Genomic DNA, 25383 nt, shown 5'->3' with positions numbered 1-25383 from the left:
CGTATCAGGCTTACTGCATCTGCACTTCAATCACGCCATCGGCACTCATGCTGACTTCACTGGTGCCGGCTTCGACTTCCGGGGTAGGCGCCGAGTCCATCGCCGGGGCTGCGGCCTTCATCATCATTGCGCTGCGCAGGTAAGGTTGCGGGTAGCCGTTGGTGTTGAGGTTCAGGTTGACGATCTTGTAACCCTTGCCGCCCAGGGCGTCGGTGGCCAACTGGGCGCGAGCCTTGAACGCATTGACAGCGTCCTTGAGCAGCGCGTCTTCGCTGGTTTTGCGCGTGGCATTGGCGACGGTGAACTGCATGCTGCCCATTTTCAGGGTTTGCATCAGATCGCCGGTGAGCTTGGACAGAGCTGCAAAATCGGTGCTTTCAAGGCGCAGTTCTGCGCGTTCACGCCAACCGGTGATCTTCTGGGTTTTGTTGTCGTAAATCGGGTAGCTGTTGCGATTGCCCTGGCGCAGGGTGACTTCCTTGACGGATTTGGCCTGGCCGATGGCTTTGTTCATCGACGTGGTGATTTCTGCGGCCAACTTGGCGGCGTCGGTATTTTGCGCTTCGGTATAGAGGGTCACGATCATCAAGTCGCGAGGCACTTCCTGGCTGGCTTCGGCACGCAGGGAAATCTGGTTGTAATGAATGTCGTCTGCCAGGGCCGGCAGGCTGGCAAGTGCGCCGATGCTCAGGGTCAAAAGGGCAGCGGTGCGTTGGAAGTTGGACATGGAAGCTCCTTGATTGAGAACAGCAATGGCCATATGACTCTAATCAGTGGCCATCAGTTCGCCCAATTACATTTTCGATACATATGGTCTCCACAGATTGCGTAGCAGCTGCCGAAGGAACGAGGCTGCGTTCGAGCGCGAAGCGGTCGTCAATGCTGAGAACCAGATTTAACTAATAGATCGCAATGTCTGATTTCGCGACTGCTTCGCAGCCGAACGCAGCCTCGTTCCTTCGGCAGCTGCTACGAGGGCGTTTTTTGCGCAGGCTTTTAGCCGCATTTTCATAAAAAACACTGTGGCTGTTTGCCGCACTTTTGCCTGCGGGGCCGCCTGCTTGGTTATACTCCCGGTGATCCGCCTGGAGCGCTCATCAGGAGAGCTCATGCTCGCCCCCGTTCAGTTATTGTCCGCAACACGCCAGAACCTCTGGCGTCTTACGTTTATCCGCATGTTGGTGCTGGCCGCGCAAGCGGGTTCAGTGGGCTTTGCCTATCTGTTCAACCTGCTGCCATTACCCTGGTTTCAGCTCAGCATCACCCTTGGGTTTTCCATGCTGTTGTGCGCGTTTACCGCGATCCGGTTGCGCACCACCTGGCCGGTGACTGAGCTGGAATATGCGCTGCAACTGGCCTGTGACCTGTTTATCCACAGTGCCCTGCTGTACTTTTCGGGTGGCTCGGCCAACCCGTTTGTTTCGTATTATCTGGTGCCGCTGACCATCGCCGCCGTCACGCTGCCCTGGCGCTATTCGCTGGTGCTGACCGGGATTGCGCTGGCGCTGTATACGCTGCTGTTGATGCAGTTCTACCCTATAGATACCGTGCCGTTCTTTCGCGAAAAGCTGCAGATTTATGGCATGTGGTTGAGTTTCGCCCTGTCAGCTGCGGTGATCACGTTCTTTGCCGCCAAAATGGGTGAGGAACTGCGCCGTCAGGAAGAACTGCGCGCCCTGCGCCGTGAAGAAGGCCTGCGCGACCAGCAATTGCTGGCCGTGGCCACGCAGGCGGCCGGTGCAGCCCATGAACTGGGGACGCCGTTGTCGACCATGAGCGTGCTGCTCAAGGAGATGCGTCGCGATCACCTTGACTCGGATTTGCAGGACGATCTGAGCGTGCTGCAGGATCAGGTCAAGCTGTGTAAGGAAACCCTGCAGCAACTGGTGCGTGCCGCCGAGGCCAACCGCCGGCTGGCGATCGAGGTTCAGGACGTTACGCAATGGCTGGATGAAGCCCTGAACCGCTGGCACTTGATGCGGCCTGAAGCCACTTATCGCTTCCAGTGCCTGGGCCACGCGCCGGTTCCGCGCCTGGCGCCGCCACCTGACTTGACCCAGGCGCTGCTCAACCTGCTCAACAATGCCGCCGATGCCTGCCCGGAAGGGCTGGAAGTGACAGTCGACTGGGATGCGGTTGATCTGACAATCAGTATTCGTGACCACGGTCCGGGTGTACCGTTGGCCATCGCCGAACAAATCGGCAAACCCTTTTTTACTACCAAGGGCAAAGGCTTCGGTCTGGGCCTATTCTTGAGCAAGGCCAGCGTGACCCGCGCTGGCGGCTCGGTAAAACTCTACAGTCATGAGGATGGCGGTACGCTCACTGAGCTGCGCCTGCCACGTGTCGCCCGAGGAAATGAAAATGAGTGAAGAAATTCAGGTCGAAGGCGAAGAACTGCCGCATTTGTTGTTGGTAGATGACGACGCCACTTTTACCCGTGTGATGGCTCGCGCCATGAGCCGACGCGGTTTTCGCGTGAGCACGGCAGGTTCCGCCGAAGAGGGGCTGATCCTGGCACAACAGGATCTGCCCGATTTTGCCGCGCTGGATCTGAAAATGGACGGCGATTCCGGCCTGGTCCTGCTGCCCAAGCTGCTGGAACTCGACCCGGAGATGCGGGTGGTGATCCTCACCGGTTATTCGAGCATCGCCACCGCCGTTGAGGCGATCAAGCGCGGAGCCTGCAACTACCTGTGCAAACCAGCCGATGCCGATGACGTGCTCGCTGCCTTGCTGTCCCAGCATGCCGACCTGGAAACCCTGGTGCCGGACAACCCGATGTCGGTTGACCGCCTGCAGTGGGAACACATCCAGCGCGTGCTGGGTGAGCATGAAGGCAATATTTCGGCCACTGCCCGCGCCCTGGGCATGCATCGGCGTACCTTGCAGCGCAAATTGCAGAAGCGTCCGGTGCGACGCTGAACGGGAGCTGTAGCATTTGCATTGCGCCTTGCATGCTGACGGCTACAGCTTCTAACCTGTAACAAGACGTGTCCCAGCGTCGTGGGCCGGTTGTCCTGACCGGCTTGCAGGTTGCTCTTTACTCCGAACGAGCCTGAACGATGAATCAGAACGCCGAGCCTTCTGTAGTGAATGATGCTGTGCGTGGGGATTTCATCCCTCGGGTGTGGCGCCTCATAACCCCCTACTGGCGCAGTGAAGAACGCGCCAGGGCGTGGTTGCTGTTGATCGCCGTAGTTGCCTTGTCGCTGGTCAGCGTGGGCATTTCGGTGTGGATCAACCACTGGTACAAGGACTTCTACAATGCCCTGGAAAACAAGGACGCCAAGGCGTTCTGGAGCCTGATCGGCTACTTCGGCATCATTGCCGCGGCGGGTATTGTCGGCGCGGTGTATCGGCTCTATTTGACCCAGATGCTGACCATTCGCTGGCGCCGCTGGCTTACCGAGCAGCACTTCGCACGCTGGCTGGCCCACAAGAACTATTACCAGCTGGAGCAGGGCGGCTATACCGACAACCCTGACCAGCGCATCAGTGAAGATATCAATTCGTTCACCGACAGCACCTTGACCCTGGGCCTGGGGCTGATCCGTAACGTGGTCAGCCTGGTGTCGTTTTCGATCATCCTGTGGGGCGTTTCGGGCAGCATCGAAGTCTTTGGCGTCACCATCCCCGGCTATATGTTCTGGTGCGCGCTGTTGTATGCCGCCGTGGGCAGTTGGCTGGCGCATCTGATCGGTCGGCGGCTGATTGGCTTGAGCAACCAGCAACAGCGCTTCGAAGCTGACTTGCGTTTCTCGATGGTGCGGGTGCGCGAGAATGCCGAGAGCATTGCCTTGTACAACGGCGAAACCAATGAGCATGAGCAACTGAGCACGCGTTTCAACAAGGTCTGGAAAAACTTCTGGACGCAAATGAAGGTACAAAAACGCCTGACGTTTTTCACCGCCGGTTACTCGCAGATCGCCATTATCTTTCCGTTTATCGTCGCGGCCCCGCGTTACTTTTCCGGCAAGATCGAGCTGGGTGAGCTGATGCAAATCAACTCGGCCTTCAGCAATGTGCAAGAGAACTTCAGCTGGTTTATCGATGCCTACGTGACTCTGGCGGCATGGCGTGCCACCTGCGACCGGTTGCTGAGTTTTCGTCAGGCCATGACCGACAACGAGCAGCGCAGCCCGGCGATTGATGTGCAGCATCTGGGCGAAAACTTGCAGATCCATGACTTGAGCCTGGATCTGGCCGATGGTCGCCCGCTGCTGCGTGACGCCAGCCTGCAGGTGCAGGAGGGCGAGAGGCTGATGCTCAGCGGTCGCTCCGGCAGTGGTAAGAGTACCTTGCTGCGGGCGATGGGCGGGCTTTGGCCTAGAGGGGGCGGGGCGATCTGCATGCCCCGCGAGCGTGCACTGTTTCTGCCGCAAAAACCCTACTTGCCCATAGGCACCTTGCGCGATGCCCTGAGTTATCCACAGACCGGGGACACCTACACCCTTGAGCGTTATGTAGAGGTGCTGCGTACTTGCCGGCTTGAGCACCTGATTCCCAAGCTTGATGAGATCAATCACTGGCAACGGTTGCTGTCCGGTGGTGAGCAGCAGCGCCTGGCTTTTGCCCGCGCGCTGCTGTATCGCCCGCAGTGGCTGTATATGGATGAATCAACCTCGGCAATGGACGAGGAAGACGAGGCCATGGTGTACCAGGCCCTGATCGATCAACTGCCGGGCTTGAGCATTGTCAGCGTGGGCCATCGCAGCAGCCTGGCGCGCTTTCATCCGCAGCATGTGCGGATCGTGGCGGGGCAGTTGGTTGCACAGTAGAAGAGGCGGGCGCGCGACATGCTAGAGTGCTGCTTCCCGTTTTCTGGAACCTGACATGAGTCTTCTATTTCGCAGTGTTGCCCTGAGCCTGCTGCTGGCCAGCCTGCCTCTGGCGGCGGCTCCTGTGGCCACACCGCTGTTGCACGGGCAGTTTCTGCCTGCCGATGATCTGCAAGTGCGCAGCGAAGTACCCGAGCAACAGCAGTTGATGCTGGTGACTTCGTACTCGGTGGTGGTGGGTAGCCAGCGCCAGTCCAATCAGCAGCCTATCCCGGTGACTTCGCCACTGCTGGTGCGCTTGAAGGGCAAGCCGATGAGCCAGGGCGCTACCGTGCGTCAGGTGCTGATTTCATTTGATGGCGAAAGCAAAAGCCTGAAAAAGCCCGTGTTCGACAGCAAGACGCGAACCCTGAGCTTGTCTTATCCACAGAGCCAGTACCGGGTCGTGATTGATTTGCTGCGCAATGACACGCTTTATGTCCAGTTCTTGACCTATGCCAATGGCCATATTTGGGCCGACTTGCACACCGGCAGCGTGCGCGCACGATAAGCCTTGGGTAAACTGCGGGCCCCGTGAAGTATCAACAGGCTGGAGCCGGACATGCGTAAAGACAAAAAGCAGTTGATTGGTGACGAGATCGGCGACGAGCAGATCAAGTTGTTCCTGGACTTTGAGCCTGTGGACGCTACTTCACCGTCGCTGCACAAACTGATCAAGGCTTATCGTGGCCTGCGCATCGATGACTTCGGGCGCTTCCTGGCTTTCTTCAAGGAAGCTGGCTACGACCTGGATGGCAAAGACGAACAGGGTCAGACGTTCGTGGACATCATCAAGGACCAGCGCAATGCTGACGACTACATCGAGCTGATCAACCAGGCTCGCGGTTGATCCACACCCTGTAGATACTCTGTTGCAGGTCAAGCCCTATTGTGGGAGCGAGCCTGCTCGCGAACGACCTTCGCGAGCAGGCTCGCTCCCACAGCTGCAGTGTTCCTGCAGCTGCTACGGATCTTGTTTCATGTTCTGATTCACGAGTTACCTTGCATTGGGCTTACGCCTTTGCAGTGCCCCGAATCAGGGCAACAAAAAAGCCCCTCGCCCTGAAATAGGGCGAGGGGCTTTTTATGACGCATGAAACGTCAATGTTGCATTAAGCGATACTGGTGCTGGCTGTTTTAGGCGTAACCAGTTCCAGCAGCTCGGAGTTGCGGGTGCTGATTTCGCGGTACAGGTCGGCGTCGGTTTCGAGGACCTTTTCCCGTGCAGGGAAGATTTCCTTGAGCTTGGTCGCCCACTCGCCCGTGGCTTTCTGCGCAAAGCAGCGCTCGATCAGGTCCAGCATGATCGAAACGGTTACCGAGGCGCCCGGCGAAGCCCCCAGCAGAGCGGCCAGCGAACCGTCTTTGGCCGCAACCAGTTCGGTACCGAACTGCAGCACACCGCCTTTTTTCGGGTCTTTCTTGATGATCTGTACCCGTTGCCCGGCAATCTCAAGACGCCAGTCTTCAGCCTTGGCCTGTGGATAGAAACGACGCAGGGACTCCAGGCGTTGTTCCATCGACTGGCGCACTTCGCTGACCAGGTACTTGGTCAGGTCCATGTTGTCGCGAGCCACGGCCAGCATCGGCCCGATATTGCCCAGACGGATCGACATCGGCAGGTCAAGGAACGAACCATGCTTGAGGAACTTGGTGGTGAAACCGGCATAAGGTCCGAACAGCAGCGACTTTTTGCCATCGACCACACGGGTGTCCAGGTGCGGCACCGACATCGGCGGAGAGCCGACGGCAGCCTGGCTGTAAACCTTGGCCTGATGCAGCTTGACCACTTCCGGGTTATCGCAACGCAGCCATTGGCCGCTGACCGGGAAGCCGCCATAGCCTTTGCTTTCTTCGATGCCCGAGGCTTGCAGCAGCGGCAAGGCCGCGCCACCGGCGCCCAGGAATACGAACTTGGCATCAACGTGGCGAGTATTGCCGCTGTTGGTGTCCTTGATGCTTACTGTCCAGCCGTTACCGTTACGCTTGAGGCCGGTGACTTTTTTGCTGTACTTGATCTGGGTGTCCGGTGCACTGGCCAGATGCTTGAGCAGTTGCTGGGTCAGGGCGCCGAAGTTGACATCGGTGCCATGTTCCACGCGGGTGGCCGAGATGAGCTGATCCGCAGGGCGGCCCGGCATCATCAGGGGCATCCACTCGGTCATTTTGGCCTTGTCTTCGGTGTATTCCATGTCGGCAAACGCATGGTGCTTGCTCAGCACGTCAAAGCGTTTTTTCAGGAACGACACGCCTTTTTCACCTTCAACGTAGCTCAGGTGAGGAACCGGGCTGATGAAGGACTTGCAGGAACCGAAGGTGCCTTTTTGCGCCAGGTAGGCCCAAAACTGTTTCGACACTTCGAACTGGGCATTGATATGCACAGCCTTTTTGATGTCGATCGAACCATCAGCCGCCTGCGGCGTGTAGTTCAGCTCACAAAGGCCGGCGTGACCGGTGCCTGCGTTGTTCCACGGGTTGGAACTCTCCGCAGCACCTGAGTCCATTTGCTCAACAACTTCCAGCTTAATGCCGGGGTCGAGCTCTTTGAGCAGTACGGCGAGGGTGGCACTCATGATGCCCGCCCCAACCAGTACTACGTCGACTGCTTCGTTATGCGCCATTAACGCGTCTCCAAAATCTACGGCACCAAATTGACGGCATAGCTGCCAGGTGTCCGGGGCGTGGTTCTGATTAGCCCCGGGCCACTCATGGCCAGGATCGCCATGTCCGATTCTTCGCAATTTCTTGCAACTTTAGCGGACGCCACCAACCGGGCCTTCAAGGTTCATATGAACGCATTTCAGTACTCGGGAGGCAATTCGACTTAATGTCTAGAGCGTCCGTTTGTGCAACCAAATCCGTAAGCGGACAGGCTTTCAGTCTCGTGCTGTGGAGCCGACTTCGATCCTGCTTGGTGAGGCAATATCAGACGCTAATGGTGCATGTTCAGACGCAAAACTTTTCATTTGCTCGCCACACTCTTGTGAAGTTGTGAAACCCGTTTTTTTCACGCTCTCTTGAAGACGTGAACCTCAAAAAAGGGCTACCGCACGCTGGGCACCGAACCAGTGGCCGAGCGTTGTGGCAGCTCTGGCAGACCATGCAGAAAGTGGGGGTTACGCAATGAAATTCAAGCGCGCCAGCTTCACATGATCTGTGTGGGCGGCTCTCTGTGGGCGGTTTTGGGGTGCCAATACAAGCGCATTAGCGATGTTGCGGGGCCCGATCAGGAGACGTCCTTATAATCGGGGGGAGATTGTAGCGAAGAAACGTGGGCAATTGATCCTGTTAAATGACTTTTATTGGTGCGCCGTTCAGAGGCCCGGCAGCGGGTGCCCTGACGAATGCCTTGCGGGCGAGGCAATACGGGCGTTGGCAGGTAGCACCTGGTGCAACCAGTTAAGACGGATTTCTTCGATTTCGACCCAGCTGTCGCCGACCGGCGGTTGTTTGCACTGCTTGAAGGCCTGGCAGCGACCTGCCGAATCCAGGCGGGCGAAGCAGCGCTCGGGGCGGTTGAAGCCGAGCAGGGTCAAGAGCATGTTCATGGCGGCACCTGTTGAGTCAGTCGTCGAGACTATGCCCTGTGCAGGTGACATACGGATGAATTGGCGATGACAGGCGGGTGACGGCAAGCCGCTAGTTCGCAGGCGTCCGGCACCCTATACTGACGGCCTGTTATACCCAGTCCTGGAGAGATAAGCATGTTGCAACGCCTGTTGTTCGGTTTGATTACTGTGACCAGTTTGACCCTGGTCGGCTGCGCCCACAGCCCGCAACAACTCAGCCCGCAACCTAAGCTGACCACCCAGCTTGCGCCAGTGGGTCGTGGCCAGCCGGTGGTTGTGCGTGTGGTGGACGGTCGTCCTTCCCCAACCCTGGGGACCCGTGGTGGCATGTACCCCGAGACCAGCGCGATCAGCGTCAGCAGTGCCGACCTGGTTCCCAAGCTGCAAGCCCAGGCTGAAGCAGCCGTGCGCTTGCTGGGTTTCACCCCGACAGCCAATGCGATGAACGCGCCAACGCTGACCGTGACCCTGGCCGAACTCAAGTATCAGTCGCCCAAGGACACCATGTACGTGACTGAAGCCACCATTGGCGCGACCTTCCGTTCCGATGTGAAGAACGGTGGTCGTACCTACAGCGGCCGTTATGGCGCGTCCCTGGATCAGCGCTTCGGCATGGCGCCGAACCAGGAGACCAACACCAAGCTGGTGAGCGATGTGTTGAGTGATGCCCTGACCCGTGTGTTCAAGGACCCGTCCATCGGTCGTTTGCTCAGCGAGTAAGCCGGCAAAATAAAAAAGCCCGAACTCAGTGAGCTCGGGCTTTTTTGTGTTCGAAACATTCAGGCCGCTTCGGCATACAGCTCCAGGCGGCTGACGCCGGTGAGCAGGTCCGTCTCGGGCAGGTCGGCATGGGCGTGGCCGCTCAGGGCGCAGTAAACCAGCCAGTGGCGGTCTTGCACGTTAAAGGCCAAGCCCTCGATCAATGCCTGTTGTTCGTCGCTGGGCGCGATAAGGTAAAGGCGGTCCTGGTTTTCTGCGTGCAGCATGACAAGCTCCGTGTCGGTGTCGAGGGGCCACAGAGTGGCCTCTCAATATGACGATACGGTGACAGCAGAATTTAAGCCCTTCTGTGGGAGCGAGCCTGCTCGCGAACAACCTTCGCGAGCAGGCTCGCTCCCACGGGTTTATTGGGTTACAGCGCCAGGCCAGCCTTGATCCGATACTGGTTACGCACCGGCATCGCGTATTGCAGCACCAGATACGGACGGTGCTCGGCCGGGCAGGCGTCCAGGCGGCGTTGCCATTCTTCCTGGGCCTTGGCCAGTTCTTCGGCACCGAATACCTCTGCGGCCGTCGGCACTTGTAACTCGGGGTCGTGGTCGCTCCACTGCGCATACGCCAGGTAGTGCGCGGGGAACAGGCGGTAGCCACCGAGGATATGACGATCCATTTCGGCGGCCAGCAATTTGCTGTCTTCGAACAACTCGGTCACCGGCGCCCCGAAGTTCACGTGCACGCGACCCTTGTAGCCGGTAATGCCGTTGGCGATGCTGGTGTCGTCCTCGCCAGGAGCCTTGCTGTAGGTGCCGGTAGTGGCGCGGATAAACAGCTCGCGGGCCTTGGCCTGGTCACAGGGGTCGTATTCGTAGCTGATGGAAACCGGGGTCAGGTTCAATGACTGAATGACCTCGGCAAACGGCTCGTTTTTACGGCTCATATGAAACATCTTGAGGATCGCCGAATCGGTACGGTCATCACCGTCCTTGGCCCGGCCTTCAGCCTGGGCGATCCAGATTGACTGGCAGTCGTTGCGGATCGAGTGGTTGATGTATGCCGACAGCAGTTGATAAGCCGCGAGCTTTTCCCGGCGCCCGGTGATCGAGCGGTGCACGATAAAGCTCTTGTTCAGGCGCATCAGATCGCTGACAAACGGCTTTTGCAGCAGGTTGTCGCCAATGGCGATGCGCGGCGTTGGCAGGCCGGCGTGGTACACGGCGTAATTGACGAACGCCGGGTCCATCACGATATCGCGGTGGTTGGCCAGAAACAGGTAGGCGCTGCCGGATTTCAGTTGCTCGACGCCGGTATAGGTTACGCCGTCGGTGGCATGTTCGATGGTGCGATCGACGTACACCTCGACCTTGTCCTGCAGGGCCGCGACCGAATTGACGCTGGCGAACTCTTTGCGCAGGCGATGAGCTATAAGTGGTTTTAACAGCCAACCGAAAGCGCCAGCCAGGCGCGGAAAGCGAAAGTGGGTCAGGATATCCAGAAACGCCTTGTCGCTGAGCAGCCGGGCCAGCACTGCTGGTACTTCGGCGTCGTCGTAAGGTCGGATGCTATCGAATTGGCCCATCATGCTCTCTTGTTGGAAACGACTAGGGTTGGTACGCAGGGCAGGGCAAAAATAATAGCCCTGCTAATAGACCGGCGATTATACGCACAAGTCACTCTGGAGACCGCGATGCTTGAAACTGAACACTATGAATGCCCCTATTGCGGCGAGCCGGCTGAAGCGGTGCTCGACCTGTCGGGGGGTGATCAGAGCTACATCGAAGACTGCCCGGTGTGCTGTCGGCCGATCCTTTTTCACCTTCAGACCGATGGCCATGAATGGATGCTCGATGTGCATACCGAGAATGAGTAGTGAGTGAAGACCATGCAACGCATCTACGAGCCGGAAAACCTGATGGAAGCCGAACTGTTGCTGGGCATGCTGGCCAGTGAAGGGGTCGAGGCCCGGCTACAGGGCCGTGATCTGGTCGGCGCCACGGGGGAGCTGCCGGTGTTCGGCTTGCTCGGCCTGGCGGTGGCCAATGATCGGGCGCAATACGCACGGGAGTTGATCGATGCGTACAATGCCGCGTCACCGGTGGCTGGTGATGAGCCTGAGAGTTTCCCCGATGTGCTGGATTGCTGATGCCAGCGACGGTTTATTCATTGCTATACAAAAGAAGAGTTGTGCTGCCCCATGTGTGGACGTTTTGCCCTGTTTCGCTGGAACCCTGCATTTGCAGCCTTGCCCGGTTTCCCGGCGGATCAGCAGGCCCAGTGGAATATTTCGCCGAATGATTCGGTATTGATTCTGCGCGCCGGTGCTGAGCCTGGCCAGCGAGAGCTGGCGCGAGCGCGCTGGGGCCTGACCCCGGCGTGGCTGACCGACCTGTCACGGACTCCGGCCCATGCCCGTGCTGAAACCGTGGCCGAGCAGCCCATGTTCCGCGATGCCTTGCGTGAGCGCCGCTGCCTGATCCCGGCCAACGGCTTTTATGAATGGCGCGGCACGACCCGTAAACGCCCCTACTGGCTGACGCCGGGTGAAGGCTCCTCGCTGTTTTTTGCCGGTATCTGGGAGGCATACCCCGTTGAGGGGCATGTGTGGCTGAGCACCGCCGTGATTACACAGGCAGCGGCCAGCCAGCGTCGCCCGCTGATTCTGGATGAGGCCGGCCAGCAGGCCTGGCTTGACCCTCAGACTCCGCTGCAGGCCTTGCAGGCGCTGCTGGCCAGTGCGCAGATGCCGCTGCGAGAAAGACCGCTGGCCAATCTGGTCAACGATCCAAAACTCAACGCGCCCGAGTGCCTGACACCGGGTTGAGATACGATACGCGCCATCTTTATGGAGACTTTTGATGGGTAAGTTAGCGGTAGTGTGCGCCGTGGGCGCCGGGTTGTTGCTGGGTGGATGCCAGGCGGTGAATACCACCAATGGCGGCGCCGTGGGCGTAGAGCGCAAGCAGTACATGTTCAGCATGCTGTCGAGCCAGCAGGTTGACCAGATGTACGCCCAGTCGTATCAACAGACCGTCAGCGAGGCGGGCACCAAGGGCGTCCTGGACAAGACCAGCGCCAACGCCAGGCGCCTGCAGGCGATCGCCAACCGACTGATTGCCCAGGCGCCGGCCTTTCGCCCGGATGCCGCGCAATGGAACTGGGAAGTCAACCTGATCAAGAGTGACGAGCTCAACGCCAACTGCGGCCCTGGCGGCAAGATCATCTTTTATAGCGGGATCATCGAGCAACTCAAACTGAGTGACGATGAAATTGCCGCGATCATGGGCCATGAAATTGCCCACGCCTTGCGTGAGCACGGGCGTGAATCCATGTCCAAGGCCTATGGCATCGAAATCGCCAAGCAGGGTGCTGGCGCCTTGTTGGGCCTGGGCCAGGACAGCCTGGGCCTGGCCGACACGGTGGTGAACTACAGCCTGACCTTGCCCAACAGCCGCAGCAATGAAAACGAAGCGGACCTGATCGGTCTGGAGCTGGCAGCCCGTGCGGGCTACAACCCGAATGCGGCGATCACCCTGTGGCAGAAAATGGCTCAGCAATCACAGAATGCGCCGCCTGAATTCATGAGCACCCACCCGGCTTCAAGCAGCCGGATTGCTGCGCTGGAGGCGGCCATTCCGAAGGTGATGCCGCTGTATCAGCAAGCGCCGAAATCGTGACGCTTGTTGTGGGGGCGGGCTTGCTCGCGATGGCGTCTACGCGGTTCAACTGAAAGACCGCAGTGCCTGTATCGCGAGCAAGCCCGCTCCCACACAAAGTGTGGGTTACACCCAGCCGCTGATCTGCATCGCCTTGTACACGGCCACTACAGCCAGTACTAAGAACGCGGTGGCAGCCAGTCTGCGGATCAGGGTCAACGGCAGTTTGTCAGCGGCAAAGTTGCCCGCCAAAACCACCGGCACGTTGGCAATCAGCATGCCCAGGGTTGTACCGATAATCACCAGCCACAGATCCGGGTATTGTGCGGCGAGCATCACCGTCGCCACTTGGGTCTTGTCACCGATTTCGGCAATGAAGAAGGTGATCAATGTGGTCACGAACGGCCCGTACTTGCGTGCGGTGCTGGCTTCGTCGTCGTCCATCTTGTCCGGCACCAGGGTCCACAGCGCGGTGGCGGTAAAGCTCGCGGCGAGGATCCAGTGCAGCATGGCGTCACTGAAGAACGTGCTGAACCAGGCGCCTACAGCACCGGCGGCGGCATGGTTGGCCAGGGTCGCGACCACGATACCGGCGATTATCGGCCAGGGTTTGCGAAAGCGTGCGGCCAGAATAAGGGCGAGCAGTTGCGTCTTGTCGCCGATTTCGGCCAAGGCAACGATTGCAGTAGGGACAAGCAGGGAATCGAGCATCATCAGGTGGTTTCCAGGGGCGGGTCGACACGGCTATGACACGTACAGCCTCCCCGCCCCGGGTAAGGTGTTCGTGTCATAGGTCTTGTCAAACCCCGGTCCGTCTGTGCGGACACTGGGTCGCATACGCCATGGTCTGTTGACCAAGTATGTTGACGTATGCCGGACGAGCTTGACGCTCGTGGGAGACTACTCCCCTAGGACGGAGCGGATTCTGCCTAGGCAAATCCGATCCGGCAAGCTCTTATTTTTCCGCAGGCTCAACGGCGCTTGGCGCTGTAAATCCGGAAACCCTGGCCCTCGGCCTTGACCGTGCAGGCACCGAAATGCTCTTCGATCAGCGGTTGATATCGCAGGAAGCTGTTGGCGACAATCCGTAGTTCGCCACCTGATTTCAGATGTTTCACTGCTTTTTGCAGCAAGTTTTCGGTGGCGTGGTAATCGGTATGCACCCCCACGTGGAACGGCGGGTTGCTCAGAATCGTGTTCAAACCCATGGGCGCGGCGTCGATGCCGTTGCCGGTAATCACTTCCCCTTCCAGACCGTTGGCCGCCAGGGTCAAACGGCTGCTGGCGGTGGCGAAAGCATCCACGTCGAGCAGGGTGACGTTGTTGTGCGGGTAGCGGCGCTTGACCGCAGCCCCGAGCACGCCCGCACCGCAGCCGAAGTCCAGCACGTGGCCGCTGGGCAACTTGTCCAGATGCTCAAGCAGCAGGGCGCTGCCGCGATCCAGGCGACCGTGGCTGAACACGCCCGGCAGGCTCACGACCTTGAGCGGGCCTTCGGGCAGCGGCAGTTCGTAATGTTGCGCCAGATCGTGCAGTACCGGCACGGGCGGGGCGTTATCCACCGTCACTTGCCACAGCTGGCAATGCCGCGCGCTGTCGAGTTTGCGTGGCTTGCCGAACGGGATCAACTGTTTGGACGCGCCTTCAATGCCACCCTTTTTTTCACCGACCAGAAACACGTCGGCACCCGGCAGGCGGGCGGCCACGGCCTTGAGCACGTAGTCGCTCAGTTCCTTGGACTTGGGCAGGAACACCACGGCGGTGTCGAACGCCCGCTCAGGGATATCGACACCGAACTGCACACGCCCGGCAAAGCGGGCGTCGAGCGCGGCCTGGTCGCCGGCATGCCAGCACCAGCCATGGGCATCGGGCAACTCGCCCAGCAGTTCGTCAGCGGGCAAGCCGACCAATAGCACCGAGCCTTGAAAGTATTCAGGCTGACGAAGCAGTACTTCACTGCGCGGATCCATAATCTGCTCCTCAAAAAGGGGCGCAGTCTATCAACTGACGACCCGCAGCGCTGTACCGTTGAAGAACGCTTCGGCATTTTGCGCCAGTTGGCCGACGATGCGCTGGCGTGCTTCACGACTGCCCCAGGCACTGTGCGGGGTGATGATCAGGCGCGGAATGTCGGCCCCCAGCAATGGGTTGCCGTCGCGTGGTGGTTCGACGCTGAGCACGTCGGTGGCCGCGCCACCCAGATGGCCGCTACGCAGGGCGTCGGCGAGTGCCTGTTCGTCGATCATGCCGCCACGTGCGGTATTGACCACAAAGGCCCCGGGTTTGAGTAGTGCCAGTTCGCGGGCGCCGATAAAATTACGCGTATGCTCGGTGAGCGGGCAGTGAAAGGTCAGCGCGTCGACCTGGGGCAGCAGTTCGTCCAGCGTCAGGCGCCCGGCACGGGCCGGGCGCCCCGGGATCTGGCCGATCAGCACGCGCATGCCGAAGGCTTCGGCCAGTTTCGCGACCGCACTGCCCAGCTCGCCGTGACCGAACAGGCCCAGGGTCTTGCCTTCCAGCTCGACAATCGGGAAGTCCAGCAGGCAGAACTGCTTCGCTTGCTGCCACTGGCCGTCGGCCACGGCCTTGTTGTAATCGACCAGGCGCGTAGCCAGTGCCAGCAGCAGGCCGAGGGTGTGCTGCGCCACCGATGGCGTGCCGTAGCCCTGGCAGTTGGCCACGGTGATCCCCAGGGCTCGGGCGGCCTCAAGGTCGACGTTGTTGGTGCCGGTGGCTGCCACCAGAATCAACTTCAGCTCCGGGCAGGCAGCCAGGGTCTGGGCGTTGAGCAGCGCTTTGTTGCTGATGGCCACACTGACGCCTTGCAGACGCTCGATCACATTGGTTGGCGTGGTGTCTGCGCACAGCTGCAAGTCGCCGAAGCTGCGACGCAGCGGGTCGAGGTCGAGATCGCCCAGGTCCAGTGAGGTGTAATCAAGGAATACGGCGCGCTGAGTGTTAGTCATCAACTGTACCTTTTGTGCTGTGAAATGAAGGCGTAATGTGGCGAGCCTAACAGAAGAAACAATTTGTAATGGAGCCGTGCATGTACTGGACAGAATTTTTGACCGTAGCCTTGATTCACCTGTTGGCGGTGGCCAGCCCCGGGCCTGATTTTGCCGTGGTAGTACGCGAGAGCGTCACTCACGGCCGCCGTGCCGGGATGTTTACCGCGTTTGGTGTGGGCACGGCGATTTTTGTCCATGTCGGCTATTCATTGCTGGGTATCGGCATCATCGTGTCGCAATCGATTGTCCTGTTCAACGCCCTGAAATGGCTGGCAGCGGCTTATCTGCTGTATATCGGCATCAAGGCACTGCGGGCCAAACCGGCCGATCCTGCGGCGTTGGCGGCCAGCTTGCCGGTGGGCGAGCGCACGGCACGCGGGGCTTTCACGTCGGGCTTTGTGACCAACGGCCTGAACCCCAAGGCGACGCTGTTTTTCCTGTCGCTGTTTACCGTGGTGATCAACCCGCACACCCCGCTGTCGATCCAGGCCGGTTATGGCGTGTACCTGGCAGTGGCAACCGGTGTGTGGTTCTGCATGGTCGCGATGCTGTTCAGCCATCAGCGCGTGCGTACAGGCTTTGCCCGCATGGGTCACTGGTTTGACCGCACCATGGGGGCGGTACTGGTGGCGTTGGGCGTGAAACTGGCGTTTACCGAGATGCATTGACACACCTTGGTTCCGTAGCAGCTGCCGAGGAACGAAGGCTGCGTCCGGCAGCAGCTACGGGGAGATGGTCGGGTTCTTGTCAAAATCTGGATTTGCTTCATCCTTGCGGGCTTATTGCAGTGTGCCCACGGAGAAGTATCGATGTCCTCAGTCCACCGGTCCTGGCGCAGCGCCAGGCTGGCGCTGGCAGTCAGCCTTGCGTCGACGTCCGCTTGGGGCGTGAGCTTCAATGTCGGCCCGGTTGAGGGGCAGATCGATACCGAGCTGTCCATCGGCGCCAGTTGGTCCACCGCCAGGGCCGACAGCAAACTGATAGGCGCCAACAATGGCGGCACGGGGCAATCGGCCATTTCGGACGATGGCCGCCTTAACTTCAAACGCGGCGAAACTTTTTCGAAAATCTTTACCGGCATGCACGCACTGGAACTCAAGTACGGCGACAGCGGCCTGTATGTGCGCGGCAAGTATTGGTATGACTTCGAGTTGCAGGACGACAGCCGCCCCTTCAAGCCCATCAGTGACTCAGGCCGCCGAGCCAGCGCGCAATCGGCCGGCGCGCAACTGCTCGATGCGTTCGTTTACCACAACTACGCCATTGCCGATCAGCCCGGCGCAGTCCGCTTGGGTAAACAGGTGGTCAGTTGGGGCGAAAGTGCGTTTATCGGTGGCGGCATCAATGCGATCAACCCCACCGACCCTGCCGCCTATCGTCGGCCTGGCACTGAGTTCAAAGATGGCCTGGTGCCGGTCAACCTGTTCTATCTCTCGCAAAACCTGACCGACAACCTGTCGGCTGAAGCCTTTTATCAGCTGGATTGGGAGCCGTCCGAAGCGGACAACTGCGGGACGTTTTTCTCCCGGTCAGACGTGATGGCTGACGGCTGCAGCGGCAATTACCGGGTCATGAGCAAGCGTTCGGCACTCGATGTGGCCGACCTCGCCGCGCTGACCGGTGCCGGGGTTGAGGTGAACGAGGAGGGCGTGCTGGTACGCCGTGGCGCCAATCGTTATGCGCGCAACAGCGGGCAGTTCGGGGTGGCCATGCACTATGTGTTCGAGCCGCTGGGCACCGAGTTCGGTGCCTACTTCATGAACTACCACAGTCGCGACCCGATCCTCAGCGCCAGCGCGGCGCCGCAGTCGGCCTATAACGCGGCAGCAGGCGCCGGAGGGCTGGCGCCGATGGTTGTTGCCGGCAATTCGGGCTATTACGTTGAATACCCTGAAGACATCCGCCTTTACGGCCTGAGCTTCTCCACCACTTTATCCACAGGCACGGCCTGGAAGGGCGAGTTGAGTTACCGTCCCAATGCGCCGGTGCAACTCAACAGCAACGACTTGCTGTACGCCAATGTCACGTTGCTGCCCGGGCTTGCCGATGCATCGCCACTGAGCGTCACTCCCGGCGCAGATGTGCAGGGCTATCGGCGCAAGGAAGTCACCCGGTTCCAGACGTCCCTCAGCCATGTGTTCGACAACGCGATGGGTGCCGATCACCTGACCGTGACCGGTGAAGTGGGGGTGACCCGGGTTGGTGGCCTGGATAGCCCTTCAGGGCTGCGTTACGGGCGTGATCCGGTGTTTGGCTCTGAAGGTAATGACGGCTTCACCACGGCCACCTCCTGGGGCTACCGTGGTCGCGCCGTGTGGGAATACAGAAGCGTTGTTCCCGGGGTGAACCTCAAGCCCAATCTGGGCTGGTCCCATGATGTCAGCGGCTATTCGCCGGGGCCCGATGCCAGCTTCGAAGAGGGCCGCAAAGCCATCTCCCTGGGGCTGGAGGGTGACTATCAAAGCACCTACACCGGCAGCCTGTCGTACACCAATTTTTTTGGTGGGCGCTACAACACCCTCAGTGACCGCGACTTTGTGGCGCTGACGATGGGTGTGAAGTTCTAGGCCGGAATTTGTTGGGAGGCGTTCGGGCGACTATTGTTTGTGGGGTGCGAATGTTTACGACCCAAGGAATTTTTACCGTTGGTCGTGTTCCAAGATTTATAAAGGTCTAATGCCAATGGCCTTTGCCCCTAGAAAGATTGATCAGGAGCTTCACCATGTTCATTTCGCGTCGTTTGATTGTTGCTGCAAGTGCGGTGGCCTTGCTGGCTGGCTGCGCTACGCCTAACCCGTATGACAACCAGGGCCAGGGGTCTTCCGGGACGGGCTTGAGCAAGACTGCCACCTACGGTGGCCTGGGGGCTCTGGCGGGTGCTGTGGCGGGTGCTGCCATCGACCATAACAACCGTGGCAAGGGCGCGCTGATCGGTGCTGCCGTGGCAGGCCTGGGTGCAGCCGGTTATGGCTATTACGCCGACAAGCAGGAAGCAGCCCTGCGTGCGAGCATGGCCAACACGGGCGTTGAAGTTCAGCGTCAGGGCGACAACATCACCCTGGTGATGCCAGGCAACATTACCTTCGCGACCAACTCGGCCAACATTGCGCCCAGCTTCTATCAGCCGCTGAACAACCTGGCGAATTCGCTCAAGCAGTTCAACAACCAGAACCTGATCCAGATCGTGGGTTACACCGACAGCACCGGTAACTACAACTACAACATGCAGCTTTCCCAGCAGCGTGCGCAAAGCGTAGCGACCTACCTGACGTCTCAAGGTGTGAGCGGCCAGTACCTGTCAGTCAAAGGTATGGGCCCGGCTGATCCGATTGCCAGCAACGCCACCGCAGATGGCCGCGCACAGAACCGTCGCGTACAAGTGACACTGGCGCCAATCCCGGGCATGCAATACCAGCAGCCGGGTCAGGTGCAGCAGTACCCTTGATCATTACCTCGTAGCAGCTGCCGAAGGCTGCGTTCGGCTGCGCAGCAGTCGTAAACCCTGAGTGCGGGGTTTGGCTGATATTGCGACGACTTCGTCGTCGAACGCAGCCTGCGGCAGCGGCTACGGGGGGGCGCAAGACACACAACAAAAAGCCCCGCGATCCTTGCAGATCGCGGGGCTTTTTATTGGGCATCCGGCTGGGGAAATTACTTCTTCAGGCCGTAATGCTCATCCAGCATGCCAGGACCGTTCGGGCTTTTTGGTGCGTAGTCCAATGGCGGCTCGGTGCTGTGCGGCGGGGTGATGCGCTCGCGATGCGGTTGTGGCACATCCGGGTGCAGGGCAGCCAGCAGGCGTTGGCGAGTCTGCTCGTCCAGGGCCAAACGGTTGGCGCCCTCGGCGAGGTGTTCTTGCACGTCCTGATAGCTCTGTGTGAGTTTCTTCACCAGGTTGGCGGTGGTGTTGAAGTGGGTAACCACTTCACTTTGGTAACTGTCAAAACGTTCCTGGATGTCGTCCAGCTGACGCTGCGTGCGGTTAGGCACGGCATTGGGCAGCAGACGAGCAACCAGAAAACCAATGGCGACACCGGCAACCAGGGCGAGAGTCGGCAACAACCAAATCAAGAGCGAGTGTTCCACGAGTCCTTCCTCTATAAACGGCTTTGCTTTACGTTAACGGCTCGGACCTGCGCTGTATACCGCGATGCACTCGCAAATATGTCAGACAGAATCTATCAGCTAGACGAGTCGACCCAATCTGAGGTCACGGAGTTCCCTCTTGCTTACCCGCGAAACCCCTGTAGTAATTGCTGGCCCGGTCGGCCAACTGGAAGCCTTGTACCTTGATTGTGCTGAGCCAAAGGGCCTTGCGCTGCTGTGCCATCCCAATCCGGTACAGGGCGGCACCATGATGAATAAAGTGGTTTCGACCTTGCAACGCACTGCCCGCGATGCTGGCCTGATTACCTTGCGATTTAATTACCGCGGCACCGGCGCCAGTGAAGGCAGCCACGATATGGGCACCGGCGAAGTCGACGATGCCTTTGCAGCAGCCCGGTGGTTGCGCGCCAGACACCCTGACTTGCCGATCACCCTGTTCGGTTTTTCGTTTGGTGGTTTTGTTGCCGCCAGCCTGGGTGGTCGCCTTGAAGCCCAGGGCGAAAAGCTTGAGCGCGTGTTTATGATCGCCCCTGCGGTGATGCGTTTGCGTGACGAAGATGCCTTGCCACATAACTGCCCGCTGACCGTTATCCAGCCTGAAACCGACGAAGTGATCGACCCGCAGCTGGTCTATAACTGGTCAAACGACCTGTCGCGCCCCCATGAGCTGCTGAAAGTGGCAGAATGCGGACACTTTTTTCACGGCAAGCTGCCCGAGCTCAAAGAGTTGGTAGCGCCACGCCTTTCGAATTGATTGCAGCCTGATAAGCGATTACCCATGACCTCTCGTACTCGTATCCTCACCGGCATCACCACCACCGGTACGCCGCACCTGGGCAACTACGCCGGGGCCATCCGCCCTGCGATCGTGGCCAGCCGCGACCCCAACGCCGATTCGTTTTACTTCCTGGCTGACTACCATGCCCTGATCAAGTGCGATGACCCGCTGCGCATCCAGCGTTCGCGTCAGGAAATCGCTGCAACCTGGCTGGCGGCCGGCCTTGATGTCGAGCGTGTGACCTTCTACCGTCAGTCCGATATTCCGGAAATCCCCGAGCTGACCTGGCTGCTGACCTGCGTAGCGGCCAAGGGCCTGCTCAATCGGGCCCATGCCTACAAGGCCTCGGTAGACAAGAACCTGGAAAACGGCGAAGACCCGGATGCGGGCATCACCATGGGCCTGTACAGCTACCCGGTGCTGATGGCTGCGGACATTCTGATGTTCAATGCCAACAAGGTGCCTGTGGGGCGTGACCAGATCCAGCACGTTGAAATGGCCCGTGACATTGGCCAGCGCTTCAACCACCTGTTCGGCAATGGCAAAGAGTTTTTCGCCATGCCCGAAGCGCTGATCGAAGAAAGCGTGGCCACTTTGCCGGGTCTGGACGGTCGCAAGATGTCCAAGAGCTATGACAACACCATTCCGTTGTTCAGCAGCGCCAAGGACATGAAAAGCGCGATTTCGCGCATCGTTACCGACTCCCGTGCACCGGGCGAGGCGAAGGATCCGGACAACTCGCACCTGTTCACCCTGTACCAGGCATTCTCCACGCCTGAGCAGTCGGTTGAGTTCCGCAGCGAGCTGTTGCAGGGCCTGGGCTGGGGCGAAGCGAAAGAGCGCCTGTTCAAGCTGCTGGACGCCGAGCTGGGCGAGTCCCGCGAGCGTTACCACGACTTGATGTCGCGTCCTGATGATATGGAAGGCATCCTGCTGGCTGGCGCCCAAAAAGCTCGCAAGATCGCAGCGCCTTTCCTTGTCGAATTGCGTGAAGCCGTTGGCTTGCGCTCGTTTGTCAGTGCCGCGCAAACCACTGCTGCGAGCAAAAAGAAAGCCGCCAAGGGCCCGCGCTTTGTCAGCTTCCGCGACGAAGACGGCAGCTTCCGTTTCCGCCTGCTGGCCGCTGCTGGCGAACAATTGCTGCTGTCGCGCAGCTTTGCCGACGGTAAAACCGCCGGTCAGGTGACCAAGCAGCTGCAATCCGGCGAGCCTCTGGATGTGCGCAGTGACGCGTTGAGCTTCAGTGTCTGGCTGGGCGACACCTGCGTGGCTGACAGTCCGGTATTTGCCGATGCCACAGCCAGAGATGAGGCAATCGAAGCGTTGCGCCTTGCGCTGGTACCCGTTCAAGACTGAGAAAGTGCGACGTTTCGTCTCAGGTTTGATTGCCATTCCCAAGGGTCGTCGCTACAGTGTCGGCCCGTTTTTGTTGCCTTGCTAACGAATTATGACGCCTCTAGAACGATATCAAGCAGATCTGAAACGCCCGGACTTCTTCCACGATGCCGCGCAGGAAAACGCTGTGCGCCATTTGCAGCGCCTGTACGACGACCTGGTCGCTTCCTCGCAGAGCAAGCCGGGCCTTTTCGGCAAGCTGTTCGGCAAAAAGGAGCAGACGCCGGTCAAGGGCCTCTACTTCTGGGGCGGTGTAGGCCGTGGCAAGACATATCTGGTCGATACGTTTTTCGATGCCCTGCCGTTCAAGGAGAAGGTGCGTACCCACTTCCACCGCTTCATGAAGCGCGTGCATGAAGAAATGCGCACCCTCAATGGCGAAAAGAACCCGCTGACCATTATCGCCAAGCGTTTTTCTGACGAGGCGCGGGTGATCTGCTTTGATGAATTCTTTGTGTCGGACATTACCGACGCCATGATTCTCGGCACCTTGATGGAAGAACTGTTCAAAAACGGTGTCACCCTGGTGGCTACGTCGAACATTGTGCCTGACGGTTTGTACAAGGACGGCTTGCAGCGTGCGCGCTTCTTGCCCGCCATTGCGCTGATCAAGCAGAACACCGAAATCGTCAACGTCGACAGCGGCGTCGACTATCGCTTGCGTCACCTTGAGCAGGCCGAACTGTTTCACTTTCCGTTGAACGAAGAGTCCGAGAAGAGCTTGAGAGAAAGCTTCAAGGCGCTGACTCACAACTCCAACAGGGCGATCGAAAACGATGATCTGATCATCGAGAACCGCACCATCCGTGCCTTGCGTACCTGTGATGATGTGGCCTGGTTCGAGTTTCGCGAGTTGTGCGACGGCCCGCGCAGCCAGAATGATTACATCGAGCTTGGCAAGATCTTCAACGCTGTAATCCTCAGCGGTGTAGAGCAGATGGAAGTGAAAACGGACGACATCGCCCGACGCTTTATCAACATGGTCGATGAGTTTTACGACCGCAACGTCAAGCTGATCATCTCGGCTGAAGTCGAGCTGAAAGACCTTTACAAGGGCGGGCGCCTGAACTTCGAGTTCCAGCGTACCCTCAGCCGTTTACTGGAAATGCAGTCCCATGAATATCTGACGCGGGCGCACAAACCCTAGTCAAAAAAACGGCCTGCATTGCAGGCCTTTTTTATGCCCGCCTCAGGCCTCGGCGGCCTTGAACCCCAGGCGCTGCACGTACTTGGCAATGTCGCGGGCATGCCCGCAACCTATCAGCAGCCATATCAGGATCCGCGCCTTGTACGGGCAGAGAAACCCGCACATCAGCGCGCCGCGGTCGATCAGGTCCATCTCGCTGCCGATAAACCCGTAAGACGCTTCGGCGGTGGGGCCTGAACCTGTTCGTGACGCCACCAGAACCGGAATTTCCGTGGTGACCTGTTCGATCAGGTCGACCCATTCGACACTGACATGCCCGGCCCCGAAAGCACTGACCACCAGCGCGTCATACCCCAGGGCCAGCACATGCTCCAGCAGTACCGTGTCGGCAGACAGTGTTGCTGGCAGCAATGCGACCTTGTGATGAATGCTGCGGGGCATGGGCAGGACAGTGCGTGCGCAGGCTTTGCGCAGATAAAGCACGCGATTTTCGAGCATTAGCCCGGCAGGGCCGAAAAACGGCGAGTTGAAGGCGTCCAGCGTTATTGATGAGCATTTGCGCACATGCAGCGGCTGGTGAATCTGGCCGTTCATTACCACTAGAACGCCTCGCTTGCGGCTCTGTGTATCGAGCGCAACCCTGGAGGCATCCAGCAGATTGGCGGGGCCATCTGCGCCGGGATGATCGCTGGGGTGCATGGCGCCGGTCAGCACAAGTGGCACATCGGCATCCCATAACAGGTCAAGGAAGAATGCAGTTTCTTCCAGGGTGTCGGTGCCTTGGGTGATGACGATGCCCAGCGCGCCCAGCTTCACTTGCTCCTGGGCCCAGATCAGCACTTCAAGCAGCAGATTGAAATCCAGGGAGGCGCTGGGAACCAGGCACAGGGTCTCGATATGAACGTCCAGCCCTTCGTGCAGCTGCGAAATGCCGTCAAGCAGTGCTTCGCCAGTGATCACGGGTTGTGCGCCTGAGCCGGGCTGTGTTGTGCGCATGCTCACGGTGCCACCCAGGGCTCCTATGGAAAGGATGGGCAGGGAGTTGTGATTGAGTCTTTGCGCCATGCTGCGTACCTCCGCCAGTGGCCGGTGAAGCCTCTTCTTGTGAGTGCCCCTGGTTGGAGGGCATTTCATCAGAGGCTTTTTGGGCTGGCGGAGAAATCAGATTGTTCCGCTTGGTGTGTAGTACAACGCTTAGATTTAAGCGACCTGATTGAGGCCTGCATGCAGGAACTGCTGACGATACTGGTTTGGTGAAAGCTCTGTGTGTTGGCGAAACAGACGCGCGAAGAAGCTTGCGTCGTCGTAGCCCACGTCATAGCTGATGGTCTTGATGCTTTTGCGGGTGGCCGAGAGCAGGCCCTTGGCGGTTTCTATGCGCAGGCGTTGCAGGTAGTGCAAGGGTTTGTCGCCGGTGGCCAGCTGAAAGCGGCGCATGAAGTTGCGGATGCTCATGCCGTGATCGCGGGCGACATCTTCAAAGCGGAACTTGTCGGCGAAGTGCTCTTCGAGCCAATGCTGGATTTGCAGGATGATCACGTCCTGGTGCAGCTTCTGGCCGCCAAAGCCGATGCGCCCCGGGGTGTAATTGCGCTGTACTTCGTAAAGGATGTCGCGGGCCACGGCCTGGGCGATATTGGCGCCGCAAAAACGCTCGATCATGTAAATGTAGAGGTCGCAGGCTGAGGTAGGCCCGCCGGCGCAATAGAGGTTGTCGGCGTCGGTAAGGTGTTTGTCCTGGTTGAGGTGCACCAGGGGGTAGCGCCGGGCAAAGGTGTCGAAGAAACGCCAGTAGGTGGTGGCCTCTTTGCCATCGAGCAGCCCGGCTTCAGCGAGCCAGAAGACTCCGGTGGCTTCAGCGCACAGGACAGCGCCACGGGCATGCTGTTCGCGCAGCCAGGGCAGTACTTGCGGATAGCGCTGGCAGAGGGTGTCGAAATCGTCACCGAAGGCCGGCAGGATAATGATGTCGCTATCCTCCAGGCCGCCGTCCACAGGGAGCACCACATTGCTGAAGCTGGTGGCCGGTTTGCCGTCGGGGCTGACCAGGCGTGTCTCGAAAGTGGGGGTCAGGCCTTGTCCCAGCTGCTTGCCGTGACGCAGGCTGGCGAGGTGAAAGAAATCCTTGGCATGCATCAGGGTCGACGCGAAAACCCGATCGATGGCCAAAATGCTGACACGCCGCAGCG

At 59.2% G+C, this 25383-nt stretch carries 27 protein-coding genes and 1 riboswitch; of the genes, 16 read left to right on the top strand and 11 right to left on the bottom strand.

The genetic code is table 11. From position 1 onward, the window contains the following. Positions 1-10: 10 nt before the first annotated feature. Complete coding sequence (locus GHN92_RS04235; RefSeq protein ID WP_095001570.1) at positions 11-727, bottom strand: SIMPL domain-containing protein; 717 nt, start codon at positions 725-727, stop codon at positions 11-13. A gap of 382 nt (positions 728-1109) precedes the next feature. Here GHN92_RS04235 and GHN92_RS04230 point away from each other — a divergent pair, with 382 nt between their 5' ends. The 5 genes from GHN92_RS04230 (at position 1110) to GHN92_RS04210 (ending at position 5670) form a co-directional block, all read left to right on the top strand. Then, positions 1110-2372, top strand: a complete 1263-nt coding sequence (locus GHN92_RS04230) for an ATP-binding protein (protein WP_133144784.1) — start codon at positions 1110-1112, stop codon at positions 2370-2372. Next, positions 2365-2925 carry a response regulator transcription factor gene (locus GHN92_RS04225; protein WP_016779485.1) on the top strand — a complete coding sequence of 187 codons (561 nt, stop codon included), beginning with the start codon at positions 2365-2367 and terminating at the stop codon, positions 2923-2925. Before GHN92_RS04230 ends, GHN92_RS04225 begins: the two co-directional genes overlap by 8 nt. A gap of 140 nt (positions 2926-3065) precedes the next feature. Continuing rightward, on the top strand, positions 3066-4781 hold the full coding sequence (locus tag GHN92_RS04220; RefSeq protein WP_133144785.1) for an ABC transporter ATP-binding protein/permease: 1716 nt from the start codon (positions 3066-3068) through the stop codon (positions 4779-4781). A gap of 55 nt (positions 4782-4836) precedes the next feature. Next, complete coding sequence (locus GHN92_RS04215; RefSeq protein WP_095001567.1) at positions 4837-5331, top strand: hypothetical protein; 495 nt, start codon at positions 4837-4839, stop codon at positions 5329-5331. Positions 5332-5382: 51 nt separating this feature from the next. Further along, positions 5383-5670, top strand: coding sequence for a PA4642 family protein (locus tag GHN92_RS04210; protein ID WP_095001566.1), 288 nt, complete (start codon positions 5383-5385; stop codon positions 5668-5670). 262 nt (positions 5671-5932) lie between these two features. Here GHN92_RS04210 and mqo read toward each other — a convergent pair whose 3' ends face one another. Further along, a complete protein-coding gene (gene mqo / locus GHN92_RS04205) occupies positions 5933-7441 on the bottom strand; it encodes a malate dehydrogenase (quinone) (protein ID WP_095001565.1) in 1509 nt (502 codons plus the stop codon). A gap of 693 nt (positions 7442-8134) precedes the next feature. Continuing rightward, positions 8135-8368 (bottom strand): hypothetical protein, encoded by a 234-nt coding sequence (locus tag GHN92_RS04200; RefSeq protein WP_095018287.1) that lies wholly within the window; start codon positions 8366-8368, stop codon positions 8135-8137. A gap of 156 nt (positions 8369-8524) precedes the next feature. Here GHN92_RS04200 and GHN92_RS04195 point away from each other — a divergent pair, with 156 nt between their 5' ends. Continuing rightward, positions 8525-9109 carry a YajG family lipoprotein gene (locus GHN92_RS04195; protein WP_095001563.1) on the top strand — a complete coding sequence of 195 codons (585 nt, stop codon included), beginning with the start codon at positions 8525-8527 and terminating at the stop codon, positions 9107-9109. 59 nt (positions 9110-9168) lie between these two features. Here the strand turns inward: GHN92_RS04195 and GHN92_RS04190 are convergent, their stop codons facing one another. Next, positions 9169-9375 carry a hypothetical protein gene (locus tag GHN92_RS04190; RefSeq protein ID WP_016779492.1) on the bottom strand — a complete coding sequence of 69 codons (207 nt, stop codon included), beginning with the start codon at positions 9373-9375 and terminating at the stop codon, positions 9169-9171. Between the two features lie 146 nt (positions 9376-9521). Then, positions 9522-10688 carry a 1-acyl-sn-glycerol-3-phosphate acyltransferase gene (locus GHN92_RS04185; RefSeq protein WP_095020337.1) on the bottom strand — a complete coding sequence of 389 codons (1167 nt, stop codon included), beginning with the start codon at positions 10686-10688 and terminating at the stop codon, positions 9522-9524. A 105-nt stretch (positions 10689-10793) separates the two neighbouring features. Here GHN92_RS04185 and GHN92_RS04180 point away from each other — a divergent pair, with 105 nt between their 5' ends. The 4 genes from GHN92_RS04180 to GHN92_RS04165 are packed head-to-tail and all read left to right on the top strand — an operon-like array spanning position 10794 to position 12780. Continuing rightward, positions 10794-10976, top strand: a complete 183-nt coding sequence (locus GHN92_RS04180; RefSeq protein ID WP_095001561.1) for a CPXCG motif-containing cysteine-rich protein — start codon at positions 10794-10796, stop codon at positions 10974-10976. Positions 10977-10988: 12 nt separating this feature from the next. After that, the gene (locus GHN92_RS04175) at positions 10989-11249 is read left to right on the top strand and encodes a putative signal transducing protein (RefSeq protein WP_095001560.1); all 261 of its coding nucleotides are present in this window, start codon (positions 10989-10991) and stop codon (positions 11247-11249) included. Between the two features lie 51 nt (positions 11250-11300). Beyond that, entirely contained in the window at positions 11301-11927 is a 627-nt protein-coding gene (locus GHN92_RS04170; protein WP_095001559.1) for an SOS response-associated peptidase, read from the top strand. A gap of 34 nt (positions 11928-11961) precedes the next feature. Further along, entirely contained in the window at positions 11962-12780 is an 819-nt protein-coding gene (locus GHN92_RS04165; protein WP_095001558.1) for a M48 family metallopeptidase, read from the top strand. A 105-nt stretch (positions 12781-12885) separates the two neighbouring features. Here the strand turns inward: GHN92_RS04165 and GHN92_RS04160 are convergent, their stop codons facing one another. From GHN92_RS04160 to GHN92_RS04150, 3 genes are all read right to left on the bottom strand, one after another. After that, on the bottom strand, positions 12886-13470 hold the full coding sequence (locus tag GHN92_RS04160; protein WP_153379443.1) for a TMEM165/GDT1 family protein: 585 nt from the start codon (positions 13468-13470) through the stop codon (positions 12886-12888). A gap of 91 nt (positions 13471-13561) precedes the next feature. Further along, positions 13562-13680: riboswitch (yybP-ykoY riboswitch) on the bottom strand. Between the two features lie 50 nt (positions 13681-13730). Then, entirely contained in the window at positions 13731-14729 is a 999-nt protein-coding gene (locus GHN92_RS04155) for a class I SAM-dependent methyltransferase (RefSeq protein WP_095001557.1), read from the bottom strand. Positions 14730-14759: 30 nt separating this feature from the next. After that, positions 14760-15725 (bottom strand): 2-hydroxyacid dehydrogenase, encoded by a 966-nt coding sequence (locus GHN92_RS04150; RefSeq protein ID WP_095031988.1) that lies wholly within the window; start codon positions 15723-15725, stop codon positions 14760-14762. 80 nt (positions 15726-15805) lie between these two features. On the opposite strand from GHN92_RS04150, the gene GHN92_RS04145 reads away from it, so the two are divergent. From GHN92_RS04145 to GHN92_RS04135, 3 genes are all read left to right on the top strand, one after another. Then, positions 15806-16435: a LysE family translocator gene (locus GHN92_RS04145; RefSeq protein WP_016779501.1), complete on the top strand. Its 630-nt coding sequence runs from the start codon at positions 15806-15808 to the stop codon at positions 16433-16435. A 141-nt stretch (positions 16436-16576) separates the two neighbouring features. Continuing rightward, complete coding sequence (locus tag GHN92_RS04140; RefSeq protein ID WP_133144786.1) at positions 16577-18334, top strand: DUF1302 domain-containing protein; 1758 nt, start codon at positions 16577-16579, stop codon at positions 18332-18334. 155 nt (positions 18335-18489) lie between these two features. Then, positions 18490-19212, top strand: a complete 723-nt coding sequence (locus GHN92_RS04135; protein WP_095001554.1) for an OmpA family protein — start codon at positions 18490-18492, stop codon at positions 19210-19212. Positions 19213-19418: 206 nt separating this feature from the next. On the opposite strand, the gene GHN92_RS04130 is transcribed toward GHN92_RS04135, so the two are convergent. Beyond that, the gene (locus GHN92_RS04130) at positions 19419-19853 is read right to left on the bottom strand and encodes a YhcB family protein (RefSeq protein ID WP_016779504.1); all 435 of its coding nucleotides are present in this window, start codon (positions 19851-19853) and stop codon (positions 19419-19421) included. A gap of 139 nt (positions 19854-19992) precedes the next feature. Here GHN92_RS04130 and GHN92_RS04125 point away from each other — a divergent pair, with 139 nt between their 5' ends. The 3 genes from GHN92_RS04125 to zapE all read left to right on the top strand — a co-directional run bounded on the left by GHN92_RS04125 (position 19993) and on the right by zapE (position 23194). Then, positions 19993-20628 (top strand): alpha/beta hydrolase, encoded by a 636-nt coding sequence (locus GHN92_RS04125; RefSeq protein WP_095001553.1) that lies wholly within the window; start codon positions 19993-19995, stop codon positions 20626-20628. Positions 20629-20652: 24 nt separating this feature from the next. Continuing rightward, positions 20653-22008, top strand: coding sequence for a tryptophan--tRNA ligase (locus GHN92_RS04120; protein WP_153379428.1), 1356 nt, complete (start codon positions 20653-20655; stop codon positions 22006-22008). A 91-nt stretch (positions 22009-22099) separates the two neighbouring features. Then, on the top strand, positions 22100-23194 hold the full coding sequence (zapE, locus tag GHN92_RS04115; RefSeq protein ID WP_095001551.1) for a cell division protein ZapE: 1095 nt from the start codon (positions 22100-22102) through the stop codon (positions 23192-23194). A 42-nt stretch (positions 23195-23236) separates the two neighbouring features. Here the strand turns inward: zapE and GHN92_RS04110 are convergent, their stop codons facing one another. Both GHN92_RS04110 and GHN92_RS04105 read right to left on the bottom strand, forming a co-directional pair. Then, complete coding sequence (locus tag GHN92_RS04110) at positions 23237-24259, bottom strand: asparaginase (RefSeq protein ID WP_095001550.1); 1023 nt, start codon at positions 24257-24259, stop codon at positions 23237-23239. 135 nt (positions 24260-24394) lie between these two features. Further along, positions 24395-25330 carry a GlxA family transcriptional regulator gene (locus tag GHN92_RS04105; protein ID WP_169916835.1) on the bottom strand — a complete coding sequence of 312 codons (936 nt, stop codon included), beginning with the start codon at positions 25328-25330 and terminating at the stop codon, positions 24395-24397. Positions 25331-25383 lie beyond the last annotated feature (53 nt).

This window comes from Pseudomonas sp. FSL R10-2964 (assembly GCF_009600035.1).
GTDB classification, from domain to species: Bacteria; Pseudomonadota; Gammaproteobacteria; order Pseudomonadales; family Pseudomonadaceae; genus Aquipseudomonas; species Aquipseudomonas bubulae.
This window is presented reverse-complemented; position numbering and strand designations above follow the sequence as displayed.